The sequence below is a fragment of the Microbacterium sp. NPDC055521 genome, assembly GCF_053619695.1.
Map to the genome: position 1 here is coordinate 36,690 of NZ_JBSHJX010000009.1, position 24,673 is coordinate 61,362.

Annotated in this window: 23 protein-coding genes; 9 read left to right on the top strand and 14 right to left on the bottom strand. The window is 70.0% G+C overall.

Going from position 1 to position 24,673, the window contains the following annotated elements; genetic code table 11:
- The first annotated feature begins 125 nt into the window (after positions 1-125).
- The 4 genes from ACWGSM_RS10020 (at position 126) to ACWGSM_RS10035 (ending at position 5,463) form a co-directional block, all read left to right on the top strand.
- Positions 126-1,433 carry a DUF222 domain-containing protein gene (locus ACWGSM_RS10020; protein WP_452322770.1) on the top strand — a complete coding sequence of 436 codons (1,308 nt, stop codon included), beginning with the start codon at positions 126-128 and terminating at the stop codon, positions 1,431-1,433.
- Between the two features lie 246 nt (positions 1,434-1,679).
- On the top strand, positions 1,680-2,141 hold the full coding sequence (locus ACWGSM_RS10025; RefSeq protein ID WP_452322771.1) for a DUF3817 domain-containing protein: 462 nt from the start codon (positions 1,680-1,682) through the stop codon (positions 2,139-2,141).
- Between the two features lie 125 nt (positions 2,142-2,266).
- Positions 2,267-4,030: a maltose alpha-D-glucosyltransferase gene (gene treS, locus ACWGSM_RS10030; RefSeq protein ID WP_452322772.1), complete on the top strand. Its 1,764-nt coding sequence runs from the start codon at positions 2,267-2,269 to the stop codon at positions 4,028-4,030.
- Positions 4,027-5,463 (top strand): maltokinase N-terminal cap-like domain-containing protein, encoded by a 1,437-nt coding sequence (locus tag ACWGSM_RS10035; protein ID WP_452322773.1) that lies wholly within the window; start codon positions 4,027-4,029, stop codon positions 5,461-5,463. The genes treS and ACWGSM_RS10035 overlap by 4 nt, the downstream gene beginning before the upstream one ends.
- Positions 5,464-5,481: 18 nt before the next feature.
- Here ACWGSM_RS10035 and ACWGSM_RS10040 read toward each other — a convergent pair whose 3' ends face one another.
- The 12 genes from ACWGSM_RS10040 to ACWGSM_RS10095 all read right to left on the bottom strand — a co-directional run bounded on the left by ACWGSM_RS10040 (position 5,482) and on the right by ACWGSM_RS10095 (position 17,673).
- Complete coding sequence (locus tag ACWGSM_RS10040; RefSeq protein ID WP_452322774.1) at positions 5,482-6,402, bottom strand: NAD(P)/FAD-dependent oxidoreductase; 921 nt, start codon at positions 6,400-6,402, stop codon at positions 5,482-5,484.
- A complete protein-coding gene (gene fdxA / locus ACWGSM_RS10045; protein ID WP_452322775.1) occupies positions 6,399-6,731 on the bottom strand; it encodes a ferredoxin in 333 nt (110 codons plus the stop codon). The genes ACWGSM_RS10040 and fdxA overlap by 4 nt, the downstream gene beginning before the upstream one ends.
- Positions 6,728-8,218 (bottom strand): FAD-dependent oxidoreductase, encoded by a 1,491-nt coding sequence (locus ACWGSM_RS10050; protein WP_452322776.1) that lies wholly within the window; start codon positions 8,216-8,218, stop codon positions 6,728-6,730. The genes fdxA and ACWGSM_RS10050 overlap by 4 nt, the downstream gene beginning before the upstream one ends.
- Positions 8,215-9,162: a uroporphyrinogen-III C-methyltransferase gene (gene cobA / locus ACWGSM_RS10055; RefSeq protein ID WP_452322777.1), complete on the bottom strand. Its 948-nt coding sequence runs from the start codon at positions 9,160-9,162 to the stop codon at positions 8,215-8,217. The genes ACWGSM_RS10050 and cobA overlap by 4 nt, the downstream gene beginning before the upstream one ends.
- A complete protein-coding gene (locus ACWGSM_RS10060; protein WP_452322778.1) occupies positions 9,159-10,067 on the bottom strand; it encodes an ABC transporter permease in 909 nt (302 codons plus the stop codon). The genes cobA and ACWGSM_RS10060 overlap by 4 nt, the downstream gene beginning before the upstream one ends.
- Positions 10,057-10,893: an ABC transporter ATP-binding protein gene (locus ACWGSM_RS10065; protein WP_452322779.1), complete on the bottom strand. Its 837-nt coding sequence runs from the start codon at positions 10,891-10,893 to the stop codon at positions 10,057-10,059. The genes ACWGSM_RS10060 and ACWGSM_RS10065 overlap by 11 nt, the downstream gene beginning before the upstream one ends.
- Positions 10,893-11,912, bottom strand: coding sequence for an ABC transporter substrate-binding protein (locus ACWGSM_RS10070; RefSeq protein ID WP_452322851.1), 1,020 nt, complete (start codon positions 11,910-11,912; stop codon positions 10,893-10,895). Before ACWGSM_RS10070 ends, ACWGSM_RS10065 begins: the two co-directional genes overlap by 1 nt.
- Before the next feature lie 107 nt (positions 11,913-12,019).
- Positions 12,020-13,318, bottom strand: a complete 1,299-nt coding sequence (locus ACWGSM_RS10075; RefSeq protein ID WP_452322780.1) for a sulfate adenylyltransferase subunit 1 — start codon at positions 13,316-13,318, stop codon at positions 12,020-12,022.
- On the bottom strand, positions 13,318-14,277 hold the full coding sequence (gene cysD, locus ACWGSM_RS10080) for a sulfate adenylyltransferase subunit CysD (protein WP_452322781.1): 960 nt from the start codon (positions 14,275-14,277) through the stop codon (positions 13,318-13,320). The genes ACWGSM_RS10075 and cysD overlap by 1 nt, the downstream gene beginning before the upstream one ends.
- Entirely contained in the window at positions 14,274-15,014 is a 741-nt protein-coding gene (locus tag ACWGSM_RS10085) for a phosphoadenylyl-sulfate reductase (protein ID WP_452322782.1), read from the bottom strand. The genes cysD and ACWGSM_RS10085 overlap by 4 nt, the downstream gene beginning before the upstream one ends.
- Positions 15,011-16,732, bottom strand: coding sequence for a nitrite/sulfite reductase (locus ACWGSM_RS10090; RefSeq protein ID WP_452322783.1), 1,722 nt, complete (start codon positions 16,730-16,732; stop codon positions 15,011-15,013). Before ACWGSM_RS10090 ends, ACWGSM_RS10085 begins: the two co-directional genes overlap by 4 nt.
- A gap of 254 nt (positions 16,733-16,986) precedes the next feature.
- A complete protein-coding gene (locus ACWGSM_RS10095; RefSeq protein ID WP_452322784.1) occupies positions 16,987-17,673 on the bottom strand; it encodes a sirohydrochlorin chelatase in 687 nt (228 codons plus the stop codon).
- Positions 17,674-17,873: 200 nt separating this feature from the next.
- On the opposite strand from ACWGSM_RS10095, the gene dnaK reads away from it, so the two are divergent.
- The 4 genes from dnaK to ACWGSM_RS10115 are packed head-to-tail and all read left to right on the top strand — an operon-like array spanning position 17,874 to position 21,841.
- Positions 17,874-19,742, top strand: coding sequence for a molecular chaperone DnaK (gene dnaK, locus ACWGSM_RS10100; protein WP_452322785.1), 1,869 nt, complete (start codon positions 17,874-17,876; stop codon positions 19,740-19,742).
- A gap of 2 nt (positions 19,743-19,744) precedes the next feature.
- The gene (locus tag ACWGSM_RS10105; RefSeq protein WP_452322786.1) at positions 19,745-20,383 is read left to right on the top strand and encodes a nucleotide exchange factor GrpE; all 639 of its coding nucleotides are present in this window, start codon (positions 19,745-19,747) and stop codon (positions 20,381-20,383) included.
- A 13-nt stretch (positions 20,384-20,396) separates the two neighbouring features.
- Entirely contained in the window at positions 20,397-21,380 is a 984-nt protein-coding gene (locus tag ACWGSM_RS10110) for a DnaJ C-terminal domain-containing protein (protein ID WP_452322787.1), read from the top strand.
- A 2-nt stretch (positions 21,381-21,382) separates the two neighbouring features.
- Positions 21,383-21,841, top strand: coding sequence for a heat shock protein transcriptional repressor HspR (locus ACWGSM_RS10115; RefSeq protein ID WP_452322788.1), 459 nt, complete (start codon positions 21,383-21,385; stop codon positions 21,839-21,841).
- A gap of 7 nt (positions 21,842-21,848) precedes the next feature.
- Here ACWGSM_RS10115 and mgtE read toward each other — a convergent pair whose 3' ends face one another.
- Positions 21,849-23,204 (bottom strand): magnesium transporter, encoded by a 1,356-nt coding sequence (gene mgtE / locus ACWGSM_RS10120; RefSeq protein WP_452322789.1) that lies wholly within the window; start codon positions 23,202-23,204, stop codon positions 21,849-21,851.
- A 299-nt stretch (positions 23,205-23,503) separates the two neighbouring features.
- Between mgtE and ACWGSM_RS10125 the strand changes: the two genes are divergently transcribed.
- Positions 23,504-23,980: a hypothetical protein gene (locus ACWGSM_RS10125; RefSeq protein ID WP_452322790.1), complete on the top strand. Its 477-nt coding sequence runs from the start codon at positions 23,504-23,506 to the stop codon at positions 23,978-23,980.
- A 93-nt stretch (positions 23,981-24,073) separates the two neighbouring features.
- Here ACWGSM_RS10125 and ACWGSM_RS10130 read toward each other — a convergent pair whose 3' ends face one another.
- Complete coding sequence (locus tag ACWGSM_RS10130) at positions 24,074-24,658, bottom strand: hypothetical protein (protein ID WP_452322791.1); 585 nt, start codon at positions 24,656-24,658, stop codon at positions 24,074-24,076.
- Between the last annotated feature and the right edge of the window lie 15 nt (positions 24,659-24,673).

Here is a 24,673-nt window from a genome sequence, read left to right on the forward strand (position 1 = left end):
GGGGGTGGCCTCTCCCATCCGCTCACGCCGGAAGAGATGGGTCCGTTATGCGGTCGTGATCTGGTCGGTGGTTCTACCTGGCGATCACAGTTTCGAATGTCGGTGGCCACATGGATACTCGAGATATGAACGGAATTGCGGCGGCGACGAAGGAGGACATGGCGAACCTCAGCGCAGTGGTGTCGTCGCTGCAGGCTGTCGAGAAGACGCTGCAGGGCGTGCTGGCTGCAAGAGACGGACTGCTCGCCCTGGCGAATCGTCTGGCGATGTCGATCGCGGAGAAGGGCGCCGGGCTGGACGACTCCGATCTCGCGCTGCGCACCGTTGCCGCCGAACTCGCGACGGCGCTGCGCGTGAGTGACCGCACTGTGCAGCGGCGCATGGTCGCGGCGGAGGTGCTGGTCGAGCGGTTCCCGCAGGTGTGGCACGCGCAGGGCGCTGGGCTGATCACGGCAGGGCACGCACGAGTGATCGTCGACGCCGGCTCGCACATCGACGACGACGATGCGCGTGCCGCCTACGCCGCGCGCGTGCTGGAGTTCGCGCAGGACGAGTCGCCGAACCGCGTGCGAGTGATCGCCGAGCGGATCGCCCAGCAGTTTCAGTCGCGCACGCTCGATGAGCGACACGAGGATGCGCGCGGGCATCGTGACATATGGGTCACGGACGGCCCGGATGCCATGTCCGAGCTGCACGTATACGGTCCGTCGGTGCTGATCCACGGCGCGCATGACCGGTTGACGCAGATGGCGAAAGAGCTCGCTTCTCGCGATGCCGGCTCGGCCGCGACGCCGTCGGCTTCGGACGCGTCGGCTTCGGTCGCCTCGGCCGCGACCGACCCGCGCACGCTCGGGCAGCGACGCTTCGACCTCGCGGCGGATCTGCTGCTGACCGGCGCTCCCGCCGGTCATGACACCGTCGGCGCACTGCTCGCATCGATCAAGGCGCAGGTCGCGGTCACCGTGCCCGTCACGACGCTCATGAGCGCGGACGGACCCGCCGCAGAGCTCTCGGGCCGGGCTCCGATGGATCTCGCCTCCGCGAGGGCCCTGGCCGGAGCCGCCGCCGGCTGGGATCGGATCCTCACGCACCCGGTGAACGGAGGAGTGCTGTCCGTCGACAGGTACCGGCCTCCGGAATCCCTGCGCCGCAGGCTGCGGTCGCGCGATGAGCGGTGCCGCTTCCCCGGATGCGGGATGCCGGCTCGCGACAGCGACCTCGATCACACCCTCGACGCCGCTTTCGGCGGCGAGACCAGCGAGGGGAATCTCGCCGCTCTATGCCGACGACATCATGTCTTGAAGCATCAGACGCCGTGGCATGTCGTTCAGCTCGGCGACGGGCTTCTGGAATGGACGAGTCCCACCGGGCGCACCTATGTCGACCGGCCGCCCCCTCCGAACACCGTCACCTTCACCGAGCCTCCCTTCTGAGTGCGGTCGTGGCTGCTGAGTGCGGTGGTGGGTGGTCCGAGTGCGGTGGTGGGTGATCGGAGTGCGGTGGTGGCTGCTGTGAGTCGTGGGGTCTGAGGGTGGTGGCTGCCGAGCGTCTGCGGGCGGTGGGCTGCGTATCAGCCTTTCGATTGATCTTTCGCCGTTCGCGCCCGCGATGGCGGGCATCTCGGGCATCCGCATAACCGCGCTCACCTACCGTGGAAGCACACCCACCCGAGGAGAACCGTGTTCACCACCCCCGCCCGCCTGTTCCGCGTGCTCGCGATCGCCGAGGCGATCACCTGGACCCTGCTCATCAGCGCCCTCATCCTGCGCGCCGTCGGGCAGCCGTCGGTGCTCGTCACGATCGGCGGCGGCATCCACGGATTCGTCTTCCTCTCCTACGGCGCGACGGCTGTGCTGCTCGCGTTCAATCAGCGCTGGCACGTCGGTGTCGCCGCGACGACGATCGCCAGTGCGATCGTGCCCTACGCCACCATCCCCGTCGAGATCTGGCTGCACCGCAGCGGGCGGCTCAAGGGGCAGTGGCGTCTCACCGAGACCGACGACCCGCGCGACCGCACCTGGTACGACCGCACCATGCGCTGGTTCCTGCACCGGCCCTGGGTGCTCGCAGTGCTCATCGTGGTCGCCATCGTCGCCATCTTCAGCATCCTGCTGCTGATCGGACCTCCCGGGGGCCGCTGAGTACTCAGCTCTCCTTGCACGTCGGCCGACGCAGGTCAAGAGGTGCACAAGACCCTAGCCAGCGCCGGTCTCGTGTGACAGGTTGGGCGCATGCTCGGACGCAATCCGATGGTGAGGGAGCCCGCATGACCGCCGAATCCGCCCCGTACACCGCCTCGATCCCCGTGCGCACGCAGGAGCCGTTCCCCGACACCCCGGGCAGCCCCGCGCCCGAGTGGTTCAAGACCGCGGTGTTCTACGAGGTGCTCGTGCGCTCGTTCAAAGACGGCGACGGCGACGGCGTGGGCGATTTCCGCGGCCTGATCGACAAACTCGACTATCTGCAGTGGCTGGGCGTCGACTGCCTGTGGATCCCGCCGTTCTTCCCCTCGCCGCTGCGGGACGGCGGCTACGACGTCGCCGACTACACCGGCGTGCAGTCCGATCTCGGCACGACCGACGACTTCCAGGAGTTCCTCGACGCCGCGCACGAGCGCGACATCAAAGTGATCATCGACTTCGTCATGAATCACACCAGCGACGAGCATCCGTGGTTCCAGGCCAGCCGCAGCGACCCCGACGGTCCCTACGGCGACTTCTACGTGTGGAGCGACACCGACGAGCTCTACCAGGACGCGCGGATCATCTTCGTCGACACCGAGCCGAGCAACTGGACGTGGGATCCGGTGCGCAAGCAGTATTTCTGGCATCGCTTCTTCAGCCACCAGCCCGACCTGAACTTCGACAACCCGAACGTGCACGAGGCGATGCTCGACGCCATGCGCTTCTGGCTCGACATGGGCCTGGACGGATTCCGCCTCGACGCCGTCCCGTATCTGTACGAGCGGCCGGGTACCAACGGCGAGAACCTGCCCGAGACGCACGAGTTCCTGAAGAAGGTGCGCCGCTTCGTCGATGAGAACTACCCGGGCCGGGTGCTGCTGGCTGAGGCCAACCAGTGGCCGGCCGACGTGGTGGACTACTTCGGCGACCCCGAGGTGGGCGGCGACGAGTGCCACATGTGCTTCCACTTCCCGGTGATGCCGCGCATCTTCATGGCCGTGCGGCGTGAATCGCGTTACCCGATCACCGAGATCCTCGCCGACACCCCCACGATCCCCGCCGGATGCCAGTGGGGCATCTTCCTGCGCAACCACGACGAGCTGACGCTCGAGATGGTCACCGACGAAGACCGCGACTACATGTGGAACGAGTACGCCCAGGACCCGCGGATGAAGGCCAACATCGGCATCCGCCGCCGTCTCGCCCCGCTGCTCGAGAACGACATCGACCGCATCGAGCTGTTCACCGCCCTGCTGCTGTCGCTGCCCGGCTCGCCGGTGCTGTATTACGGCGACGAGATCGGCATGGGCGACAACATCTGGCTCGGCGACCGCGACGGCGTGCGCACCCCGATGCAGTGGACCTCGGATCGCAACGCCGGATTCTCGACCGCGAACCCGGGCAAGCTCAGCAAGCCGGTCGTGCAGGACCCCGTCTACGGGTACCTCGCCGTGAACGTCGAGGCGCAGCAGGAGGACCGCTCGTCGCTGCTGCACTGGACCCGGCAGATGATCCAGGCCCGCAAACGGCATCCGGCATTCGGCCTGGGCGGCTTCAACGACCTCGGCGGCTCGAACCCGTCGGTGCTGTCGTACGCCCGCGAGCACACGAACGACGACGGCACATCGGATGTCATCCTGTGCGTGAACAACCTGTCGCAGTTCCCGCAGCCGGTCGAACTGGACCTGCGGCGCTTCGAGGGGATGATCCCGATCGAGCTGGTCGGCGGGGTGCCGTTCCCGCGCATCGGCGAGTGGCCGTACCTGCTGACGCTGGGCGGGCACGGCTTCTACTGGTTCCAGCTGCACGCACCGGCGGAGGATTCTGAGGAGGTGGGGTTGCTGTGAGCCTGATCGATCATGCCCTTCTGGAGGGCTACCTGGTTCGCACGCGGTGGTTCGGTGGCAAAGGCCGCCCGTTCCACGTCACCGCGGTGCGACAGCTCGGCGAGCTGACGGATGCCGGGCGTGATCCCGCCGTGCAGGTACTCCTCGTCACGGTCGATTACACCGACGACGAAGGCGGCCGCGATCTCTATCAGGTGCCTCTGTCGGCGTATGACGAGTTCGATGACCGGCACAGCCACGCCTATGTGGGCGTCGTCGAGTCCGACGGACGCGAGCGACACCTGTACGACGCGGTCCACGATCGAGACGCCATGGCGCTGTGGCTGCGCGGGTTCATCGCCGCCGAGCCGAGCGGGCGGACCGACGCCGGCGGGCTGCGCTTCCGACGCGTATCGGCCAGCCCCGCGCTCGACGCCGGCCTGCGCTCCTCGCCGCTCACCGGCGAGCAGTCGAACTCGTCGCTGCGCTTCGACGACACCGCGATCATGAAGCTGTTCCGCAAGGTCAGCCCGGGAGTGAACCCCGACATCGAGATCCACGACGTGCTCACCACCGCGGGCTCGGAGCACATCGCCGAACTCTACGGATGGATCGAGATCGATCTCGACGGCGAGGTGCTGCAGCTGGCGATGCTGCAGGAACTGCTGAGCACGGCCACCGACGGCTTCGAGCTCGCCACCGGCAGCGTGCGCGCGGCTCTGGCCGACCCGGAGCTGACCGTACCCGAATCCGGCGGCGACTTCGGCGGTGAGGCCGCGCGGCTCGGCGAGGCGCTCGCCGAGGTGCACACCACACTGCTCGCGAGGTTCCCCTCGGAGCATCGCGGCCCCGACGCGACCGCACAGCTGGCCCGCACGATGTCGGAGCGCCTCGAGCGGGCAGTGCCGGTCGTGCCCGAGATCGAGCCCTATGCCCACCGCCTGCGTGCGCTGTACGACGCGGTCGCCCAGCTGGACGGGATGGACGTGCAGCGCGTGCACGGCGACCTGCATCTCGGCCAGACGCTGCGCACCTCGCACGGCTGGCGGATCGTCGACTTCGAGGGCGAGCCGGGCCGGCCCTTCGCCGAGCGCGCCCTGCCCGACTCTCCCTGGCGCGATGTCGCGGGCATGCTCCGCTCGTTCAGCTACGCCCCGGGTGTCGTCGAGATGGCGGTGGCCGGTCGTCCGGTCGAAGACGAGGGGCAGGAGCTGCGGGGCGAACGCGCGAAGGAGTGGTCGGCCATCGCGCGCGAGCACTTCCTGCACGCGTACATCACTGCTCGCGATCCCGGTGCGGCGCACGCGGACGGCGAGCTGAGTACGCCGCTGCGCACCCTGCTCGACGCGTACGAGGCCGACAAGGCGGTCTACGAGGCGATCTACGAGAAGCGCAACCGTCCATCGTGGGTCGTGATCCCGCTGATCGCGCTGGAGCGCATCGCCGCGAGATGAGCATGCGGCGAGGCGCGGTCAGTGCGCGGTGGCCACGCCGATCGCGTCGTGCGTGATCACCGCCGCGACGCGTGCGCCGGCGCCGGCCGCGACGATCAGCTGCTGCGGACCGGGGGACGCGACGTCGCCTGCCGCGTACAGGCCGTGGATGCTCGTGCGACCCGACCGGTCGGTCACCAGATGTCCTTCGTCGTCGCGTTCAGGCAGGATGCCGTCGAGGAACGACAGATCCGCTTCCCACTCCGGGCGCACGAACCCGCCGTCGATCGCGCGCTCGTCGCCGTCGGCGGTGCGCACCGCCTCGATGCGGCCGCGCTCGCCGATCAGCTCGACGATGGGCGAGCGGACGACGCTCACGCCCGTGGCCGCGAGCTCCGCCTCCTCGGCGGTGGTCACCGCGTCGGCTCCGTTCGTGAAGACGGTGAGCCGCGTGGTCCAGTGCGCGATCAGCCTCGCCCGGTCGGCGAGGTCGGCCGATTCGCCGATGAGTGCCAGGCTGCGCCCGCGCAGCTCCCATGCGTCGCAGGCCGCGCAGCTGAACAGGCTCATGCCGTAGAAGCCGCGCAGGTTCGACACGTCGGGCAGCGTCTCACGCAGCCCGGTCGCGAGCAGCACCGACCGGGCGGTCACCTGCCCGGACGGGTCGCGGCGTCCGATGCCGGCGGCGAACCCGGCATCCGTCACCGTCAGAGCGCCCACCCGCTGCCGCGAGCGGATCTCGACGTTCGGATACGCCGCGAGCTCTTCGCGGGCGATGCGCCGCAGCTCGGACGGCGGCACCCCGTCGCGCGTGAGGAAGCCGTGCGAGTTGAGCGTGGCCGCGTTGCGCGGCCGATCCGCGTCGACGACGAGCACGCGGGCCAGTGAGCGTCCGAGGTTCAGCGCGGCCGACAGCCCCGCAGGGCCGCCGCCCACGACGAGCACGTCGTAGTCAGTCATTCCTGGGCCCCTGAGCCTGCCGAAGGGACCGCCGCCACCACCGGATGATCGACGTCGTAGACGCCGACCTTCGATGCGCCGCCCGGGGAGCCGATCTCGTCGAAGAACTCGACGTTCGCTCGGTAGTAGTCGGCCCACTCCTCGGGCAGATCGTCTTCGTAGTAGATCGCCTCGACCGGACACACCGGTTCGCATGCCCCGCAGTCCACGCACTCGTCCGGGTGGATGTACAGCGAGCGCTCGCCCTCGTAGATGCAGTCCACCGGACACTCGTCGATGCAGGCACGATCCTTCACGTCCACGCACGGCAGCGCGATCACGTAGGTCATCGGGTCAGCACCCCCGGCCGCGAGATCTCGACCTGCTCGTCGCGCCCGACGACCTTGACGCGCTCGCGGACGTGCTCGTGGTTCTCGCCGAGGGCGCGCTCGTGGGCATCCAGCGCCAGCCAGCCGTCCCACGTCGTGTACGCCGTCTCGCGTTCGTCGAGCAGGTCGAGCACATCGCCCTTCGACAGGCTCAGGGACCCAGGCTCCGACAGGCTCAGGGACCCAGATTCCGCCGGGCTCAGGGGCCCGGGCACGGCGGGGTGGGTGAGCAGTCCCGCCCGTGCGTCGGCGACGAGGTGGCCGATCGTCTCGAGGGCGTCGGATTTCGTGTGCCCGATGAGCCCGACCGGGCCGCGCTTGATCCAGCCGGTCGCATACAGCCCGGGCTGGCCGAGCACCCGTCCCTCGACGTTCGGCACGACGCCGCGGCGCTCGTCGAAGTCCGCGCCCTCGACGCGCGTGCCGTAGTAGCCGATCGCGCGGTACACCGCCTGCACGTCGTACTCGCGCACCTCGCCCGTCGGCGCCGGGGCGCCTGCCGCGTCGGGCGCGGTGCGGGCGAACCGGATGCCCGTGACGCGGCCGTCACCGGTGATCTCGACTGGCGCGTGCCAGAAGTGCAGGTGCAGACGCCGCGACGCTCCCGTCGACGCCCGGCCCCGCCATGAGTTCAGGGTGCGCAGCATGACCTTCAGCTGGTTGTTGGGCGCGGCCGCCGGATCGACGCCCTCGAAGTCCTCGTCGTACAGCACGATGTCGACGTCGCGCAGCTCACCCAGCTCGCGCAGTTCGATCGGCGTGAACTTGATGTCGGCGGGCCCTCGCCGGCCGAACACGTGCACGTCGGTGACGGCCGACGACTCGAAGCCGTCGAGCACGGTGTCGGGCACCTCGGTGGTGCGCAGATCGACGGCGTGCTTGGCGAGCACCCGCGCCACGTCGAGCGCGACGTTGCCGTTGCCGATCACCGCGACCGACGACGCGTCGAGGGGCCAGCTGCGCGGCACGTCGGGGTGCCCGTCGTACCAGGCCACGAAGTCGGCCGCGCCGTACGAGCCGGGCAGGTCGACGCCGGGGATGTCGAGGGCGGCGTCGCGCAGCGCGCCGGTGGCGAGGATCACCGCGTGGTACCGCTCACGCAGCTCGTCGAGTGCGATGTCGCGTCCCACCTCGACGTTGCCGATGAACCGGATGGTGCGGCGACCCCTCGGCAGGCTCCGGGACCCGGGGGAGGGCAGGCTCAGGGACCCGGGCTGAGGAGCGTCGAGCATCTCGTGCAGCGACGTGACGATGCCCTTGATGCGCGGGTGGTCGGGCGCGACGCCGTACCGGATCAGCCCGTAGGGGGCGGGCAGCGACTCGAACAGGTCGATCTCGACGGTGCCGATCGACTCGTGGGCCTGCGCCGCCTGGGCCAGCAGGTTTCCGGCATAGATGCCGGCGGGTCCGGCGCCGACGATCGCGACACGAAGCGTGGAGAGGGTCATGACAGGGAGACCTTTCGAGACGAAGCGGAGGGGGAGGAGCGGATGCTCGTGTCGATCGCCCGCACCAGCCCGGTGTCGACCGCGAGTCCGGCGTCGAGCGCGGCGGCCAGGCGCGAGCGCCCGCGCCGGCGTGCGGCGGCGGATGCCCGGGGCGCGGCGTCTTCGGCATCCGTCGATGCCGGGACCAGCGCCGCGGCGAACGGACTCAGCCGCACCACCTCACCGATCACGACCACAGCGGGGGAGCGCACCTGCGCGGCCGCGGCGAGCTGCGCGATCGTGCCCAGCGTTCCGACGGTCACGCGCTCGCCGGTGCCATAGCCGTCTTCGATGATCGCGACCGGGCAGTCGGCGCCGCGGGCGCCGGCAGCCAGCACGTGAGCGGAATGCCCCAGCGTGTTCACGCCCATGAGCAGCACGAGGGTGTGATCGGCGCCCGAGGTGCTCAGCGATCCGCCGGGCTCGATCTGGTCGTGCGCGCTGACGACGCTGAACGACGCGGCCACACCACGGTGGGTGAGCGGGATGCCCGCGACTGCCGGCACCGAGACGGCGCTGGTCACTCCCGGCACCACCTCGACCCGGACGCCGGCGGCCTCGCAGAACAGCTGCTCCTCGCGGCCGCGGCCGAACACGAACGGATCGCCGCCCTTCAGTCGCACGACCTCGCGGCCGGCCAGGGCAAGCTGCACGAGCAGCTCGTTGATGCCGTCCTGCGGCACCGGGTGGTGACCGGGCAGCTTGCCGACGTCGAGCACCTCGGCGTCGATGACCACGCCCTCCGCGTGCAGCTGGGCGAGCACGCTGCGGGCGCCGAGCCGGTCGGCGACGATCACGTCGGCCTTCTCGAGTGCGCGCAGTCCGCGCAAGGTGAGCAGGCCGGCATCGCCGGGGCCGGCGCCGACGAGGGTCACTGTTCCGGCAGGGGTCACTGTTCCGCTCATGAGGTGCCTCCCAGCAGCAGGCCGCGATCGCGCAGCATCCGGCGTTCGAGGGGTCCGAAGAGCACCAGCTCGATGACGATGCCGATCGTGAGGATCAGGATGATGGTGCCGAGCACACTGGCGAGATCCGCCAGCTCGCGCGACTGGTTCAGCAGGGTCCCCAGGCCGAAGCCCATCGAGCCGCCCATCGTGATGATCTCGGCCGCCATCAGAGAGCGCCACGAGAACGCCCAGCCCTGCTTGAGCCCGGCGACGTAGCCAGGCAGCGAGGCGGGAAGCACGACGGCGGTGGCGAGCTGCCAGCGGCTGGCGCCGAGCACGGTGCCGACCCGGCGCAGCTGGGGCGGCACCTGATCGATGCCCGAGAGCAGGCCGTTCACGATCGAGGGGATCGCGCCCATCAGGATCACGAAGTACGCCGTCGCGTCGGTCAGGCCGAACCAGATGATCGCGGCCGGCACCCAGGCGACCGAGGGCAGCACGGTCAGTCCCGAGATCAGCGGGCCGGCGGCACGACGCAGCAGCCTCCACTCCGCGAGGGCGAGGCCGAGCGGCGTGCCGATGGCGATCGCGATGACGAAGCCCAGCCCGCCGCGTTCGAGGCTCGTGAGCACCGCCTGCTGCAGGCGGCCCGATTCCCACGCGTCGCCCAGTGCGGCGAGCACGGCGGCGGGGCTGGGTGCCTTGTCGGGGCGCGGGGCGGTCACCGTGATGCAGAGCTGCCAGACGATCAGCAGCACGAGCAGCAGGGCGATCGGGGGCAGCGCCTTGGCGATGAAGCTCTGCCAGCGCGGCGTGGTCTGGGCGGGCTCGGACTGCAGCCGGTCGAGGCCGGCCGAGAGGGTGCGCAGATCGTCGTGTTCACCGGAGGCGGGGGCTGACGGGGCGGACGTCTCAGGAGGCATTGCGGGCCAGCTCCTTCCGCAGCTCCGCGGTGATCTCGCGGGCGAGAGCGGCCACCTCGGGCGACTCGATGCGCCGCCCGACGGTGTTCCGGATACGCCACTCGCCGGCGATCCGGCCCGGCCTGCTCGAGAGCAGCACCACGCGCTGGCCGAGTCGCGCGGCCTCGCGCACGTTGTGCGTGACGAACACGATCGTGCGGCCGGTGGCCCGCCACACCCGCTCGAGCTCTTCATGCAGCAGGTCGCGGGTGATGGCGTCGAGGGCGGCGAACGGCTCGTCCATCAGCAGCACCGGACGATCCTGGGACAGCGCCCGCGCGAGGGCGACCCGCTGGCGCATGCCGCCGGAGAGCTCATGCGGGCGCTTGTCTGCGGCGTCGGCGAGGTTGACCGTCGACAGCAGCCTGTCGGCCTCCGTGCGGCGTTCGCCGCGCGGCACGCCGCGCAGCCGCAGCGCCAGCTCGACGTTGCGCCGGGTGGTGAGCCACGGCATCAGCGCGGACTCCTGGAACATCACGGCGGATCCGCCGTCGGGCGTCTCGATCGCCCCGGAGGTGACCGGCTCGAGGCCGGCGATGAGGTTGAGGAGGGTCGATTTGCCGCATCCGGATGCCCCGAGCAGGCACACGAACTCGCCGGGCGCGATGTCGAGCGAGATGTCGTCGAGCACGACCGGCCCGGCCCCGTAGCGCTTGGTGACGTGCGAGATGCGCACCGCCGGCTCGTCGGCCGGACGCTCGCCGGGCAGCGGGCTGACCCCGTCGAAGCTGGGCGCGAGTGCGGCGGGCGTGACTGCCGGGCGCGCGAGCGTGTCGCGGGTCGTCATCACTGCGCTCCGAGCCCCGCGGCCGACACGGTGTCGTCGCCGGCATCCGTAAGCTGCGCGTTGAGCGCTCGCAGGTCGAACAGCCCGTCGATCGAGCCCTTCTTCTGCGTGCCGGCCCGCAGCCCGTTCGCGACGAGCGTCGCGAACGTCTCGGCGTGCGGGTCGACGGTGAAGTCGACGTTCTCGAGGGCGCGCGCCAGCACGTCGTCGGGCAGCCGCTTGCCGGTGGCCTTCTCGAGCTGCGCGTTGATGACCGGGCCGGCCTCGGATCCGTTCTCGTCGAGCCACGCCACCGAGGCGATGTGCCCGGCCAGCAGCTTGTCGACGATCTGCGGATGCTCGTCGGCGAAGTCCTTGCGCACGAGCAGCACCGTGGTCGGGAAGGCCCCGTCGTCCCACAGATCGGCCTCGTCGACCAGCACGTGCGCACCTGCCTCGACGACCAGGCGCGACACCCACGGCTCGGGAAGCCACGCGCCGTCGAGCTGCCCGTCCTGGAAGAGGGTCAGGGTCTGGGCGTTCTCGGTCGGCGTGATCGAGACGTCACCGCCGCCGGCCGTCGACGTCTCGAACCCCTCGTCGGCCAGCCAGCTGCGCAGCGCCACGTCCTGCGTGTTGCCGAGCTGAGGGCTGGCGAGGTTGGCGCCCTCCAGGTCGTCGGGCGAGTCGATGCCGTCGCGCACGACGAGCGCCGCCCCTCCCGATGTCGCCCCGGCGATGATGCGCGCCGAGGCGCCGCCGGATTGGATGAACGTGTTGATAGCCGGGTTGGGGCCGATGTAGGTGGCGTCGATCGCGCCCGCCGAGAGAGCCTCGATCGCGGCGGGGCCGGCGTTGAAGATCTCGGTCTTCAGGTCGACGTCGCCGAGAGCCTCGTCGAACAGCCCCTCCGACAGTCCCACCAGCGCGGGCGCGTGGGTGACGTTGGCGAAGTAGCCGAGCCGCAGCTCGGTGACGGGCTCCGACGCGGAGCCGGGTGCCGGGGCGCAGCCCGCGAGCACCACTGCGGTGAGTCCCATCGCCAGGGCTCCCAGTGCGGTGAATGTCCTGTTCCTGCGGGTGATGTTCACGGTTTCGCCTCCTTAGGCTCGTGGTGCTGTTCGGGCGTGCGGATCGTTCAGCCGGGTCAGTCGATCACGGTGCCGGCGGCGAGCGTCGCGCCGTCGGCGGGGTGGATGAGCAGCAGCGAGCCGCCCTCGCGGCTCTGCGCGTATGTCTCGAGCGGAAGGTCGGACGCCAGGCGCAGCCGCACCCGACCGATCTCGTTCTCGGCGAGCACGGCGTCCGGCGCGGTGGTCAGATCGGCGTGGGCCAGAGTCTCGAGGTCACGGCGAGCGAGCACCTCCGCGACGATCGCCTGCACGGTCGCGGTGCCGTGCTTCACGAGCACGCGGGCGCCCGAGGCGGTGGCTCGAGGGTCGAGCTGGAACAGCTCGACCACGACATCCCGCCGCAGCTGCGGAGCCGAGCCCTCGGCGACGATCAGCGCGCCGCGGGCAGCGTCGATCTCGTCGGCGAGGGTCAGCGTGACCGACTGGCGCACCGCCGCGGTGCCGGTGTCCGCACCGGCGACGTGCACCCCGGTCACCTCGGTCGCCAGACCCGAGGGCAGCACCTGCACGCGATCGCCGACCGAGACGGCACCCGCCGCGATGCGCCCGGCGAATCCGCGGAAGTCGCGCAGCCGCTCGGCCTGGTCGGCGTCGATCTCCGGGGAGAGCCCGCCCTGCGGGCGCAGCACGAGCTGCACCGGCAGCCGCAGCGGTGCGTCGGCGTCGGTGCGCACGGGAAGCGTCTCGAGCAGCTCGAACAGCGTCTCACCGCGGTACCAGGCGGTGCGCTCGGAGCGCTCGACGATGTTGTCGCCCTCGAGGGCCGAGACCGGCAGCACGCGCACGGCGCGGATGCCGAGCTCGTCGGCCACCCGCAGCGCCTCGAGTTCGATGCCCGTGTAGGTCTGCTCGTCGAAGCCGACGAGGTCGATCTTGTTCACCGCGACGATCACGTGCGGCACCCTCAGCAGCGACGCGACCGCGAGGTGGCGCCGGGTCTGCTCGACGACGCCCTTGCGGGCATCCACCAGCACGATCACGGCGTCAGCCGTGGCGGCGCCGGTGACCATGTTTCGGGTGTACTGCACGTGGCCGGGGCAGTCGGCGAGGATGAAGCTGCGCCGGTCGGTGGCGAAGTAGCGGTACGCGACGTCGATCGTGATGCCCTGCTCGCGTTCGGCGCGCAGACCGTCGGTGAGCAGCGCGAAGTCGAAGGCGCCGTGCGCGAAGCCGCGGGCCCGCGAGGTCGCCGCGACCTGGTCGAGCTGGTCGGCGAGGATCGCCTTCGCGTCGTGCAGCAGCCGGCCCACCAGGGTGGACTTGCCGTCGTCGACCGATCCCGCGGTCGCGAACCGGAAGAGAGTCGTGCTCATCAGAAATACCCGTCCTTCTTGCGGTCCTCCATTGCGGCCTCGCTGATGCGGTCGTCGGCTCTGGTCGCGCCGCGCTCGGTGAGGGTCGTGCGGGCGACCTCACCGACGATGGACGCCGTGTCGGCGGCATCCGACTCCACCGCTCCGGTGCAGCTCATGTCGCCGACCGTGCGGTAGCGCACCGTGCGGCGCTCGACCTGCTCGCCGTCGCGCGGCTGCGAGAACTCGCCCACCGCCCACCACATGCCCGAGCGCTGGAACACCTCGCGCTCGTGCGCGTAGTACAGCGGCGGCAGCGCGATGGCTTCCCGCTCGATGTAGCGCCAGATGTCGAGCTCGGTCCAGTTCGAGATGGGGAAGGCACGCACGTGCTGACCGGGCAGGTGCCGGCCGTTGTACAGGCTCCACAGCTCGGGGCGCTGGTTGCGCGGATCCCACTGCCCGAACTCGTCGCGCAGCGAGATGATGCGCTCCTTGGCGCGCGCCTTGTCCTCATCGCGGCGGGCACCGCCGAAGACCGCATCGTGGCGACCGGCGGCGATGGCGTCGAGCAGCGGCTGGGTCTGCAGCGGGTTGCGCGTGCCGTCGGGTCGTTCGGCGAGCCGGCCGTCGTCGATGTAGTCCTGCACGCGGGCGACGTCGAGGTCGATGCCCAGCCGGGCGACCGTCTCATCGCGGAAGCGGATCACCTCGGGGAAGTTGTGACCGGTGTCGACATGCAGCACGGGGAACGGCACCCGCCCGGGAGCGAACGCCTTCGCCGCGAGGTGCAGCACCACGACCGAGTCCTTGCCGCCCGAGAACAGCAGCACGGGACGCTCGAACTCGGCGACCACCTCGCGGATGATGTGGATGCCCTCCGCCTCGAGCAGGTCGAGGGTGTCGAGGGTGTGGGGCGCCCCGGACCCAGCCGGGGCGGCGAGAGGCCCGGCTGGGGCGGTGTGGATGGTGGTGCTCATATGTGCAGCCCGCATTCTGTCTTCGTCAGCCCGGCCCAGCGGCCGGATCGAGGGTCGTCGCCGGGGGCGACCGGCTTCGTGCACGGCGCGCATCCGATCGACGGGTATCCGCCGGCGATCAGGGGGTTCACCGGCACGTCGTGCGCGGTGGCGTAGTCGATGAGGTCGTCGAAGCTCCACGCCGCGACGGGGTTCACCTTCACCAGCGAGTTGCGCTCGTCCCAGACGACCAGCTCGGTCGCGGCGCGGGTGGGCGCCTCGTCGCGGCGCACCCCGGTGAACCACACCTCGTAGCCGCCCAGCGCGCGCTGCAGCGGTTCGACCTTGCGTCGGGCGCAGCACAGCGCGGGGTCGCGGGCGAACAGGTCGCTGCCGAACTCGGCATCCTGCTCCCGCACGCTCTGCTCGGGCTTCACGTCGACGACGTTCACGTCGAGCCGCGATGCGACCTCGTCTCGGGTGAACCTTGTCTCGAGGAAGTGGTAGCCCGTGTCGAGGAACAGCACATCGACGCCGGGAAGGCTCTGCGCGACGAGGTGGGGGAGCGCGGCATCCGCCATCGAGCAGGCGACGGCGGCCTGCGGGACGGCGAAGTTCGCCGCCACCCACGTGATCACCTCGGCGGGGCTCGCCTCGTCGGGCTGCCGGCTGCGCAGCTCGCGATTGCCGCGCTCGGCGAGCGCCTCGAGCTCGGCCGCCGAGCGCCGAGTGGAGTCGATCGTGACGGGAGTGCTCATTGCAGCGCCTCGTCGTCCGCTCGGTGCGCCCACTGCGCGAAGGTCTCGTCGGCGCCCGCGCGATCGGCGAGGTAGCGGCGGATGACCCGCTCGGCGTAGTCGGCGATGCCGTCCGCGGGCACCTTCAGTCCGCGCACGGTACGTCCGAGTCCAGCCTCCTCGCGGTCGACGTTCGCGAGTCCGCCGCCGAGGTGCACCTGGTAGCCGGGCACCTGCTCGCCGTCGATCAGCACGAGCTGCCCCTTCAACCCGATGTCAGCGGTCTGGATGCGGGCGCACGAGTTCGGGCATCCGTTCACGTGCAGCGTGATCGGACGGCCGATCTCGCGTTCGAGGGTCCCCAACCGCTCTTCGAGCTGCTCGATGGCGCGGGCCGCGTTGACCTTGGTCTCGACGATCGCCAGCTTGCAGAACTCGATGCCGGTGCACGCGATCGTGCCGCGGCGGAACAGGCTCGGCCGCGCCGACAGACCGAGGGCGTCCAGGCCCGCGACGAGACTCTCGACGCGGCTCTCGTCGATGTCGAGCACGAGCAGCTTCTGGTGCGGGGTGGTGCGGATGCGCTGCGAACCGTGGGCCTCGGCGAGGTCGGCGAGCGCCGTCAGGGTGGAGCCGGACACCCGGCCGACGAGGGGGGCGGCGCCGACGAAGAACCGGCCGTCCTTCTGACGGTGAATGCCGACGTGGTCGCCGAGGCTGTTCGGCTTGGGGGCGGCGGGGCCGTCGGGCAGCGGGGCTTCGAGGTACTCGTCCTCGAGCACGGCGCGGAACCTCTCGGTGCCCCAGTCGGCGAGCAGGAACTTCAGGCGCGCCTTGTTGCGCAGGCGCCGGTATCCGTAGTCGCGGAAGATTTGCGTCACGCCGTGCCACACCTCGGCCACGCGGTCGGGAGTCACGAAGACGCCCAGGCGCTCGCCGAGTCGCGGCACGACCGAGAGGGCCCCGCCGACCCACAGGTCGTAGCCGATGCCGAGCTCGGGGTGCTCGACCGCGACGAAGGCGCAGTCGTTGATCTCGTGCACGACGTCTTGACTGGGGTGCCCGGTGATCGCCGTCTTGTACTTGCGCGGCAGGTTCGACAGGGTCTCGTCGCCCAGGAAGCGATCGGCGATCTCGCGGATCTGCGGGGTCGGGTCGATGAGCTCGTCGGCGGCGATGCCGGCGACGGGCGAACCGAGGATGACTCGGGGCACGTCGCCGCAGGCCTCGGTGGTGCTCAGGCCCACCGCCTCGAGACGGCGCCAGATCTCGGGCACGTCCTGCACCTCGACCCAGTGCAGCTGCACGTTCTGCCGGTCGGTGATGTCGGCGGTGTCGCGGGCGAACTCGGTCGAGATCTCGCCGATCACGCGCAGCTGCTCTGTGCTCAGCTGGCCGCCGTCGATGCGCACGCGCATCATGAAGTACTCGTCCTCGAGTTCGTGCGGCTCGAGCTGGGCGGTGCGGCCGCCGTCGATGCCCGGCTTGCGCTGGGTGTACAGCCCCCACCAGCGGAAGCGGCCGTGCAGGTCGGTCGGGTCGATGCTCGCGAACCCGCCCTGGGCGTAGATCGTCTCGATGCGCTCGCGCACGTTCAGGCCGTCGTCGGCGAGCTTGAACTCCTCGTTGCCGTTGAGCGGCTCGGTGCCGTCGATCGCCCACTGGCCGTGCGGTTTCGTCGGCGTGCGACTGGTGCGCGTGCGTGCGCCGCGGTTCGTCGTCGGCTGCTGAATGGTCATCGAGCCCCCCTCGGATGAATGGCTGTGGATCAACGTACGGACTGTGATCCGAGGCGGGAACCTTCCGTGACACGGAGCGACCAGGAGGGAAACAGAACGTCACGTGACGCGAAATGTGACGCTAGAGGGGTGGTGCGAACAGCAGATCTGTGCGTGGTCAGCAGGGCGCCGCACGAGCGAAGGCGATCCACCCGGAGTAGGACGAGATCACGGCAATCCGTCCTGCCTCGGCGCGTTCGCCGACCTGCGGTGAGTCAGGCCGAATGCGCTGTCTCGTAGCGGGCGACGACGAGGTCGACCAGCGCCTCCGGGATGCCTCGCTCGGGCAGCAGATCGTCGAGCAGTGGCGCCGTGATCAGCCGGTCGCCGGCGTGACGGATCGCGAGATCGAAGAAGAACCCGCGCCCGAGCAGGTACGTCGCGACGACGGCATCCGGAGCGGCGGCAAGCGCCGTCGGCACATCCGGATGCCGAGCCGCGAGGTACGCGAGATCGACCCGGCGCCCGGTGCGCGCGCGCAGCAAGGCGGCGATGCCCTCGGCATCCGGCACCGAACGCTCGTCGCGGGAGCCCGCGACAGCGAGCACGATCGGGGCGTCGGGATGACGGATGCCGTCGAGGCGCGCCGCGAGCACCTCGGCGAGCAGGGGATCGGGGCCCAGCGGGTCGGTGACGACGGCATCCGGTCGCTGGGCGACGATGCCGTGCAGATCGTGGTGCACGTGGAAGCCCTGCGAGAGCAGCAGCGGCACGATGACCACCGGTCCGTCGATCGCCGCCAGCGCGCTCGACGCGTCGGGCTGCTGCACGTCGACGAACGCCGCTCGCACGTCGACATCGGGCAGCCGCTCGGCCACCCGGGCGACGAGCGCCGCGATCGACCGCGCGCCGTCGACGTCGGAAGTGCCGTGCGAGACGGCGAGCAGCGCGGGTCTGGCCATGCGGGCAACTCTAGATCGGGTCGCCCGGATGCCCTCGGATCGGCGTCAAACAGCGAAATGCGACACCCAAGACGCAAACCTGAGCCGAGTCATGTCAAGTTTGTTTTGACAGCGTCCAGACTCGCGCATACACTTGAGTCATCACGACTCAGGTTCACCCTGATCGTCCGCAGACTTCACCAACGCAGAAGGAGAAACACATGGCACGTGCTGTCGGAATCGACCTCGGAACCACCAATTCCGTGGTCAGCGTCCTCGAGGGCGGCGAGCCCAAGGTCATCGCCAACGCCGAGGGCTTCCGCACCACCCCGTCGGTGGTCGCATTCACCAAGGACGGCGAGGTGCTGGTCGGCGAGACCGCCAAGCGCCAGGCCGTCACCAACGTCGACCGCACGATCGCGTCGGTCAAGCGCCACATGGGCACCGACTGGTCGTTCGACGTCGACGGCAAGAAGTGGACGCCGCAGGAGATCTCCGCGCGCATCCTCCAGAAGCTCAAGCGTGACGCCGAGTCGTACCTCGGCGACACCGTGACCGACGCCGTCATCACCGTCCCGGCCTACTTCAACGACGCCGAGCGTCAGGCGACCAAGGAGGCCGGTGAGATCGCGGGCCTCAACGTGCTGCGCATCATCAACGAGCCCACCGCCGCCGCACTCGCCTACGGCCTCGACAAGGGCAAGGAGGACGAGCTCATCCTCGTCTTCGACCTCGGTGGCGGAACCTTCGACGTCTCGCTGCTCGAGGTGGGCAAGGACGACGACTTCTCGACCATCCAGGTGCGCGCCACCGCCGGTGACAACCGCCTCGGCGGCGACGACTGGGACCAGCGCGTCGTGGACTACTTGATCAAGCAGTTCAAGGAGACCACCGGCGTCGACGTCTCGGGCGACAAGATCGCGTTGCAGCGCCTCAAGGAGGCCGCTGAGCAGGCCAAGAAGGAGCTCTCGAGCTCGACGAGCGCCTCGATCAACCTGCCCTACCTGTCGCTGACCGACTCGGGCCCCGTCTCGCTGAGCGAGAGCCTCACCCGCGCGAAGTTCGAGGACCTCACCAAGGACCTCCTCGACCGCACCAAGAAGCCCTTCGAGGACGTCATCCGCGAGGCGAACATCAAGGTGGCGGACATCGACCACATCGTGCTCGTCGGCGGCTCGACCCGCATGCCCGCGGTCGCCGAGCTCGTCAAGCGCGAGACCGGGAAGGACGCCAACAAGGGCGTCAACCCCGACGAGGTCGTGGCCGTCGGCGCCGCGCTGCAGGCCGGTGTCCTCAAGGGTGAGCGCAAGGACGTGCTGCTCATCGACGTGACCCCGCTGAGCCTCGGCATCGAGACCAAGGGCGGCATGATGACCAAGCTCATCGACCGCAACACCGCGATCCCGACCAAGCGCAGCGAGACCTTCACCACCGCCGACGACAACCAGCCGTCGGTCGCGATCCAGGTCTTCCAGGGCGAGCGCGAGTTCACCCGCGACAACAAGCCGCTCGGCACCTTCGAGCTCACCGGCATCGCCCCGGCGCCCCGCGGCATCCCGCAGATCGAGGTCACCTTCGACATCGACGCCAACGGCATCGTGCACGTGTCCGCCAAGGACAAGGGCACCGGCAAGGAGCAGTCGATGACCATCACGGGCGGCTCGTCGCTGTCGAAGGACGACATCGACCGCATGGTGCGCGAGGCCGAGGAGCACGCCTCTGAGGACAAGAAGCGCCGCGAGGCCGCCGAGGTCCGCAACCAGGCCGAGACCCTCGCCTACTCGATCGAGAAGCTCATCAAGGAGAACGAGGACAAGCTCCCCGAGGACGTCAAGACCTCGGTTCAGGGCGATGTCGACGCGCTCAAGACGGCTCTCGCCGGTGACGACGACGACGACGCGGTCAAGACCGCGTTCGACAAGCTGAACGAGTCGCAGACCAAGCTGGGCGAGGCGATCTACGCCCAGTCGCAGGCGGATGCCGCCGCCGGCGCTCCCGCAGACGACCAGGCCCCGGCCGACGCCGCCGCCTCCGAGGAGGACGTCGTCGATGCCGAGGTCGTGGACGACGAAGACGAAGAGAAGAAGTAATCATGACGGACAAGAACTTCGACGAGAACGAGGTTCCGGAGGGGTCGGATGCTCAGGCATCCGGCCCCGTGCCGCAGAACCAGGACGTTCCTGACAACGCCGACTCGAGCGAGGCCGCGGCGGCCGAGGGCTCGGACGACGACCTCACGGTCGACGACATCCTGAACGCAGAGCAGATCGACGAGGCGGCCAGCGAGGACGGCTCCGACGCGGGCATCATCGACGCCGAGAACGCTCTGCTCACCGACCTCAAGCGTCTGACCGCCGAGTACGCCAACTACCGGCGCCGCACCGAGGAGCAGCGTCACGTCGAGATCGCGCGCGCGAAGGGCGAGGTCGCGAAGGGCCTGCTGCCCGTGCTCGACGACCTCGACCGAGCCCAGCAGCACGGCGACCTCGTCGAGGGCTCGGCCTTCGCCGTGATCGCCGAGAAGCTGCGCGGCGTCGTCGAGCGACTCGGCGTCGTCGCCTACGGTGCGCAGGGCGAGGAGTTCGACCCGCAGCACCACGAGGCGATCTTCCAGCAGCCGACCCCCGGTGCCACCACCTCCACGATCCTCGAGGTCGTCGAGGTCGGCTACCGTCTCGGCGATGTCGAACTGCGCCCGGCCAAGGTCGTCGTCGCCGTTCCCGCCGAGTAGGAGCAGGTGATCGATGGCTAGCCAGGACTGGTTCGACAAGGACTTCTACAAGACGCTCGGCGTCTCGAAGGACGTTTCGGATGCCGATCTGAAGAAGACCTATCGCAAGCTCGCCCGCAAGTACCACCCCGACTCCAATCAGGGTGATGCGGCGGCCGAGGCGAAGTTCAAGGAGATCAGCGAGGCGTACAGCGTGCTCAGTGACGCCGAGCAGCGTCGCGAGTACGACGAGATCCGCGCCATGGGCTCGGGTGCGCGGTTCACCGCACCCGGTGCCGGCGGCGCAGGCGGCTTCGAAGACGTGTTCAGCCGGTTCGGGCAGGGAGGACGAGCGAGCCAGGCCGACTTCGACGACATCTTCTCGATGTTCTCGCAGGGCGGCGGCTCGTTCGGCTCCGGCCGCTTCGGTCAGCCGACCGGCGGGTACCGCGGCTTCGGCGGCCCGCAGAAGGGCACCGACCTCACGGCCACGACGACGCTCGACTTCGTCACCGCGGTGCAGGGCGACACCATCACCCTGCAGGCCGGCGACGGCAAGCCGTTCAAGGTCAAAGTGCCGGCGGGGGTGAAGGACGGGCAGAAGATCCGGCTGCGCGGCCGCGGGCGTCCGTCGCCCGACGGCGGCGAGCCCGGCGACATCGTCGTGCAGGTGAAGGTGCGCCCGCATCCGGTGTTCAGCCGCGAGGGACTGAACCTGCGCCTGACGGTGCCGGTGACGTTCACCGAGGCCACGCTCGGGGCGACCATCGAAGTGCCCACCCTCGGCGGTGACACGGTCAAGCTGCGCGTGGCCCCTGGCACGCCCTCCGGGCGCGTGCTGCGGGTCAAGGGGCGTGGCGTGACGACGGCGAAGGGCACCGGCGACCTGCTCGCCGAGCTGCAGATCGCCGTTCCCTCGCACCTCGACGACGCGGCCAGGGAAGCGCTGGAGCGCTTCCATGAGCTCGGCCCCAAGGAGAACCCGCGGGCCGAGATGATGGCCAAGGCGAAGGTCTGACCATGGACGCCGATTCACCCGTCTTCGCGATCGCGGTCGCCGCGGAACTGGCCGGAATGCACCCTCAGACCCTGCGGCAGTACGACCGCATCGGTCTGGTGGTGCCCGGCCGCACCCGCGGCGGCTCGCGGCGCTACTCGATGCGCGACATCGAGCAGCTCCGTGAGGTCGCCCAGCTCTCGAGCGAGGGGATGAGCCTGCCGGCCATCGCCCGTCTGCTCGATCTGGAGGACGAGGTGCGGATGCTGCGCCGCCGCGTCGGCGAGCTCGAGGGCGCTCTGCGCGCCGAGCGCGAGACCCGCCCCGGTGTGCGCGTGTTCGCCGCCGGGGCATCCGGCCAGGTCGTCACCCTGCCGTCGGGCCGGCGCATCCGCCGCTCGACCGAGGTCGTGCTGTGGCATCCGCGCCGTGCCGCCGTCGAGGCGGACGGCGCCACCGCATCAGAGGCGGTCGAGTCGTAGAGCGCGCTCAGATCCCGAGCACGGCCTTCGCGATCAGGAAGTAGATGATCAGGCCCGTCGCGTCGACGAATGTCGTGATGAACGGGTTCGAGAAGACAGCCGGATCGACCTTGATGGCGCGCGCGGCGAGCGGCATGATGCCGCCGATCGATGCCGCCACCGTGCAGACGGCGGTGAGCGTGAGCCCGATCACCAGACCGACGTGCCAGTCGTAGATCAGACCTGTCAGCGTGAAGCCCAGGATCCCGAGCAGCAGACCAAGGCTGAGCCCGACCCTCACTTCGCGCGAGAGCACCTTGCGCACATCGCGGGGCGTGATCTCGCCGAGGGCCAGCGAGCGCGTGACCGTCGTCGCCGCCTGATTGCCCGTGTTTCCGCCGGTGCCGATCAGCAGTGGCACGAACAGCGCCAGCACGGTCATCTGCGCGAGGGTCGCCTCGAACGCGTCGAGCACCTGCACGGTCAGCGTCGCGCCGACCGCGAGCACAAGCAGCCACACCACGCGCGAGCGCACGAGGCGGCGGATCGGGGTCGACAGGTACGAGCGGCGCAGCGGCTCGACGCCGCCCTGACGTGCGGCATCCTCGCTCTCCTCCTGCTTCAGGATGCGGGCCGCGTCGTCGATCGTCAGGATGCCGACGAGCCGCTGATCGCCGTCCACGACCGGCAGGGCCAGCAGGCCGTAGTCGGTGGTGCGGCGCGCGGCGATCTCCGCGTCCTCCGTGACCTCGGCGACGTGCGGTTCGCTCATGACGTCGGCGATCAGGGCATCCTCGTCGGCCGACATCAGATCCCGCAGGCTCACGATCCCGACCACCCGCCGCGCATCGGTGACCGGCAGCGTGTACACGGTCTCCGCGCTGTCGAGGGCGGCGCGGATGCGCGTGAACGTCTCGCGCACCGTGAGCCGGGGGTGGGTGGTGACGAACTCGGGGCTCATCCGCCTGCCGACGGAGTGCTGCGGATAGCCGAGCATCCCCGCGGTCAGCTCGCGCTCCTGCCGGGTCAGGCCGCGCAGCAGCTGCGGAGCGACGGATGCGGGCAGCTCGTCGAGCAGCCAGACCCGGTCGTCGGGGTCCATCTGGGCGAACAGCGACGTCACCTCGGCCCTGCGCAGGGCGCGCACCAGGTCGCCCCGGGTGCCGGGGGAGAGCGCTTCGAACACGTCCAGCGCTCTCGCCTTCGTGAGCAGCCGGTAGACGATGGCGGCGTCTTCGATGCCCAGCCGGTCGATGAGCTCGACGACCTCGGGAACGCTCAGCGGCGTCAGCGTCGCGGATGCGCCGGGCAGGTCGCCCTGGGCGATGAGGCGGCGGATGTCGTCAGCGGCGTCGGAGACGGTCTGAAGCTGGAGGGGAGTCATGAGCGTGCCTTAGGAAGGCACCGCACGGAGCGGACTTCGCCGGAGCGAAGGGGCGTGCGTCGCAGCAGACGACGCCGCTCAGCCGAGCGGTGCGGAAGCGGAGGGTGTGACGTGTCTGCGACTATGACTGTCACTCGACATGGTGAACCACCTCGCTTCCTGGTGCTCGGGGAGACGTACCCACCGATCGTACCCGGATGCGCTGGATCGCCCTCACAGCGGGGGTCGTGTGCAATAGGGTTCTCATCGTCGGGGGGCTGCGCAAGGCGGGCCGTCGGCCTGTCACCGGAGGAGAATCCATGCGCACCGCACCCAAGTCCGCCCTGTTCATCACCGCTCTCGCCCTCGCTGTCGGCCTCTCCGGCTGCTCGGGCTCCCCGGCGGCCGACAGCAGCAGCGGCCAGAAGACCGACAAGAAGCCGGCCACCAGCAGCCAGAGCGTCGCCGATGCCTGCCAGCTGTTCGTCGACGAGGGCACCAAGATCAGCAACAAGGCGCAGGAGCTCTCGGCTTCGGCGACTACCGACCCGGAAGCCGCCGCCGCCGCGCTCGCAGACGTGCAGAAGGAGTTCGAGGCACTCGGCGAGAAGATCACCAACGAAAAGGTCTCGCCCGTCTACAACGAGTTCGTGTCGGCGTACGCCGAGTTCTCGACCATCATCGGCGAGGTCTCGGCAGACCCATCCCAGGCAAGTGACGCCATGCAGAAGGTCAACGACACCGTCACGAAGGTCTCCGACGCGAGCACCGAGCTCGGCGAGATCTGCAACGGCTGATCCGGCGCCGCCCGCCGACAGCTGGTGCTGCAGGCCCACCGCGACGACGGACCACGATGGCGTTCGCCGGCTACCTCTGAGCAGGAGGGTCACTCAGGCGGGCGGCAGGCGAAGCACGTCGCCCTCGCCGCCGGTGATGTCGCCTGCGATCCGGATGCTGCGGGCGAGGTCGTCCAGGGCCCCCTCCAGAGTGCCGAAGCGCTCGCGGTCGCTGCACACCGCCGTCAGGGTGATGAGGTGGGTGCCGGTGTCCCACGTGTAGGTCGCCGACGCGGGCGAGGCGGGGTTCGGGGGCGACGGCATCAGCAGCTTCTCGCCCTGGCCGAGTGGAGTGCGGAAGTCCTCGGTGTCGTCGTACTCCATCGGCATCATGGCGCGTGCGGTGCGCAGCTGCGGGGTGAGCGCCTGCACGGTGGCCATCGCGACCACCAGCTCGGGCTCGGCCCTCCATGTCCACGCGAGCACCCGACCATCCGCCTTGCGCATCGCGAACGGGATCGCCTGGCTGGCGAGCCAGCTGCCGAACCGGGCGCCGGGCAGCGTCTCGCGCCCGAGTCCCGTGCCGGCCTGCGCCATCAGCATCCGGATGGCGGCCTTGCGATGCCGGCGGCCGCGCAGTCCCAGCGAGCCGGTGACGGGGATCCACAGGGCGCGGTCGGCAGACGAGATCAGGCGCATGCACCCACGGTACGC

What these genes read in the sequence shown, in the direction of transcription:
- treS (WP_452322772.1), top strand. Translation starts at nt 2,267, where the DNA reads ATGACCGCCGAATCCGCCCCGTACACCGCCTCGATCCCCGTGCGCACG.
- ACWGSM_RS10125 (WP_452322790.1), top strand. Translation starts at nt 23,504, where the DNA reads ATGCGCACCGCACCCAAGTCCGCCCTGTTCATCACCGCTCTCGCCCTC.
- ACWGSM_RS10095 (WP_452322784.1), bottom strand. Translation starts at nt 17,673, where the DNA reads ATGGCCAGACCCGCGCTGCTCGCCGTCTCGCACGGCACTTCCGACGTC.
- ACWGSM_RS10075 (WP_452322780.1), bottom strand. Translation starts at nt 13,318, where the DNA reads ATGAGCACGACTCTCTTCCGGTTCGCGACCGCGGGATCGGTCGACGAC.
- ACWGSM_RS10115 (WP_452322788.1), top strand. Translation starts at nt 21,383, where the DNA reads ATGGACGCCGATTCACCCGTCTTCGCGATCGCGGTCGCCGCGGAACTG.
- ACWGSM_RS10110 (WP_452322787.1), top strand. Translation starts at nt 20,397, where the DNA reads ATGGCTAGCCAGGACTGGTTCGACAAGGACTTCTACAAGACGCTCGGC.
- ACWGSM_RS10130 (WP_452322791.1), bottom strand. Translation starts at nt 24,658, where the DNA reads ATGCGCCTGATCTCGTCTGCCGACCGCGCCCTGTGGATCCCCGTCACC.
- mgtE (WP_452322789.1), bottom strand. Translation starts at nt 23,204, where the DNA reads ATGACTCCCCTCCAGCTTCAGACCGTCTCCGACGCCGCTGACGACATC.
- ACWGSM_RS10060 (WP_452322778.1), bottom strand. Translation starts at nt 10,067, where the DNA reads ATGCCTCCTGAGACGTCCGCCCCGTCAGCCCCCGCCTCCGGTGAACAC.
- cysD (WP_452322781.1), bottom strand. Translation starts at nt 14,277, where the DNA reads ATGAGCACCACCATCCACACCGCCCCAGCCGGGCCTCTCGCCGCCCCG.
- ACWGSM_RS10070 (WP_452322851.1), bottom strand. Translation starts at nt 11,912, where the DNA reads ATGGGACTCACCGCAGTGGTGCTCGCGGGCTGCGCCCCGGCACCCGGC.
- cobA (WP_452322777.1), bottom strand. Translation starts at nt 9,162, where the DNA reads ATGAGCGGAACAGTGACCCCTGCCGGAACAGTGACCCTCGTCGGCGCC.
- ACWGSM_RS10090 (WP_452322783.1), bottom strand. Translation starts at nt 16,732, where the DNA reads ATGACCATTCAGCAGCCGACGACGAACCGCGGCGCACGCACGCGCACC.
- fdxA (WP_452322775.1), bottom strand. Translation starts at nt 6,731, where the DNA reads ATGACCTACGTGATCGCGCTGCCGTGCGTGGACGTGAAGGATCGTGCC.
- ACWGSM_RS10105 (WP_452322786.1), top strand. Translation starts at nt 19,745, where the DNA reads ATGACGGACAAGAACTTCGACGAGAACGAGGTTCCGGAGGGGTCGGAT.
- ACWGSM_RS10040 (WP_452322774.1), bottom strand. Translation starts at nt 6,402, where the DNA reads ATGACTGACTACGACGTGCTCGTCGTGGGCGGCGGCCCTGCGGGGCTG.
- ACWGSM_RS10050 (WP_452322776.1), bottom strand. Translation starts at nt 8,218, where the DNA reads ATGACCCTCTCCACGCTTCGTGTCGCGATCGTCGGCGCCGGACCCGCC.
- ACWGSM_RS10065 (WP_452322779.1), bottom strand. Translation starts at nt 10,893, where the DNA reads ATGACGACCCGCGACACGCTCGCGCGCCCGGCAGTCACGCCCGCCGCA.
- ACWGSM_RS10085 (WP_452322782.1), bottom strand. Translation starts at nt 15,014, where the DNA reads ATGAGCACTCCCGTCACGATCGACTCCACTCGGCGCTCGGCGGCCGAG.
- dnaK (WP_452322785.1), top strand. Translation starts at nt 17,874, where the DNA reads ATGGCACGTGCTGTCGGAATCGACCTCGGAACCACCAATTCCGTGGTC.
- ACWGSM_RS10020 (WP_452322770.1), top strand. Translation starts at nt 126, where the DNA reads ATGAACGGAATTGCGGCGGCGACGAAGGAGGACATGGCGAACCTCAGC.